This window comes from Vibrio sp. A8-1, from assembly GCF_013048685.1.
GTDB lineage: Bacteria > Pseudomonadota > Gammaproteobacteria > Enterobacterales > Vibrionaceae > Vibrio > Vibrio metschnikovii.
On record NZ_VHTC01000081.1, the window covers coordinates 1 to 1,863 of the forward strand.

Consider the following 1,863-nt stretch of genomic DNA (forward strand, 5'->3'; position numbering starts at 1 on the left):
GGATATTGAGTTCGCACATCTTGTTGTCTGGTTGTTGTTTTTTGGCGAAATCATTTGATCACATGACAAGATGTGTATCCAGCTTAAATTGATGATTTTTCTTAAAATCATCAGGGGATTCCTCAGGACAAAAGATAGTATTAGTTCAAGGATTGTATTTAAGGTGCCAATAACATTGCCTAATATTTAAGGTGCCAATAACATTACCTAATAAGGATATATAAACAAAACGCACATAACAAACGCTTCAAGAGGGACTTCCAACGCGCGGCATTTTTATTATGCGTTGGCTTTTGTGGTTACGGTGTTATGCGGAAACTTGGTAGTCGCGTTGTCAGCCCCTTAAGCGGGCGTTATATTTCTTTTTGAGGTTCGTTCAATGCGGGAAAATAGAGAAGAAAACATTATTGCTGACTTATTTTCAGGGCAGGGATATTCGATAAAAAGAGAGCCCGACGGTAACGTGCCTCCTGACCTACTCTTAGATGATAAAATTGCAGTAGAAGTGACGAGGTTGAGCAAGATGATTAATACTCATAGCTCTCCTAGATCTATCGATAGCGATTCTTCATCGGTAATTGCGAAGTTGAAGAAAGCGATTAACACCCCTAGAAGTAATGATACTCAGCCTCATAGATATTCAGTTACAGCTATCATAAAGCGCCCTTTTGGTAATCTATCGAAAGCTACTTTGGTTATCAAAGAAAAACTCAAAGAGATTGATAATTCGGAGTTTACAGGGGATGAAATCAGAATAGAAATATCGCAATCTATTTCAATAATTATTTCAAAACGCAATGTTGATAGCAGCAATGGTTTCTTGCTGACGGGTATCATTGATTTAGATGCTGGATACCATGATAAGCAGGTCATGTTGGCCAGCGTAAACTTTTGTCACACTTCGAAAGCAAAGAAAGTCGAACCATATTTAGATCGCTACGAAGAGTGGTGGTTGGTTTTATCGGACACAATCACATACAACGGTAGTGATGAATATATAGAATATATCGCTAAAAATATTTGTAAATCACCGTTTAGCAGGATAATAATTGTAAACAGTCTTGACGGAAAGGTAGTCTCAGAAATATAACAAACGGTTCAAGAGGGACAGCCAACGCGCGGCATTTTTATTATGCGTTGGTTTTTGTGGTTACGGTGTTATGCGGAAGCTTGGTAATGGCGTTGGCTGCCCCTTAACCGGGCGTTATGGCTCATAAAACAAATGACACTGTGTTTATAAACAGTTGTTCTTGTTATCTTCCTTAGCTAAGTGTATTTTTGCATATCAATTCCTATATGAGTGGGCATAAAGAATGCGCGATTCATTAAGATCCAAAATGATCGAAATTTGTTCAAAGAAAATTGCACAAAAAGGTGAGAATGTAGGTGTGTCATTTTATGCTTTCTTCGCCAATAAGAATGATGATCCTGAATTACTAATGGAAGCTGCTACTTGGTGGATTCAGAGACATCGACTAGATCATTTTGAAAAAGCCAATAAAATCATGGAAATGGTCATGCTAGGTAAGTAAGCGTGTGCTTTGAGTTCAAGCCATAACAAACGCTTCAAGAGGGACTTCCAACGCGTGGCATTTTTATTATGCGTTGATTTTGGTGGTTACGGTGTTATGCGGAAACTTGGTAGTAGCGTTGTCAGCCCCTTAAGCGGGCGTTATATTTCTCTTAAATTCAACGTGTTACAAATTTAAAAGTTAAGTGGTAATGTGAGTGTTTTACTGGTTGATGATTTCTTGTGAAGCATAGCTGTTGATTTGATCAAGTTTATCAATGTCTAACGAACATTATTGTTTAATCGCATTTAGCAGCTCTTTTGATTTGGTTTACATTAATGGCTTATTTCTC

The 1,863-nt window shown here is 37.8% G+C and carries 2 protein-coding genes; both read left to right on the top strand.

Going from position 1 to position 1,863, the window contains the following annotated elements; translation table 11 throughout:
- Window positions 1-379: 379 nt before the first annotated feature.
- The gene (locus FKN93_RS17260) at window positions 380-1,090 is read left to right on the top strand and encodes a hypothetical protein (protein ID WP_170905751.1); all 711 of its coding nucleotides are present in this window, start codon (window positions 380-382) and stop codon (window positions 1,088-1,090) included.
- A 223-nt stretch (window positions 1,091-1,313) separates the two neighbouring features.
- Window positions 1,314-1,532, top strand: a complete 219-nt coding sequence (locus tag FKN93_RS17265; protein WP_170905752.1) for a DUF6500 family protein — start codon at window positions 1,314-1,316, stop codon at window positions 1,530-1,532.
- Window positions 1,533-1,863 lie beyond the last annotated feature (331 nt).

Excerpts from the sequence above, each read along its gene's own strand:
- FKN93_RS17260 (WP_170905751.1), top strand. The coding sequence starts at position 380 with ATGCGGGAAAATAGAGAAGAAAACATTATTGCTGACTTATTTTCAGGG.
- FKN93_RS17265 (WP_170905752.1), top strand. The coding sequence starts at position 1,314 with ATGCGCGATTCATTAAGATCCAAAATGATCGAAATTTGTTCAAAGAAA.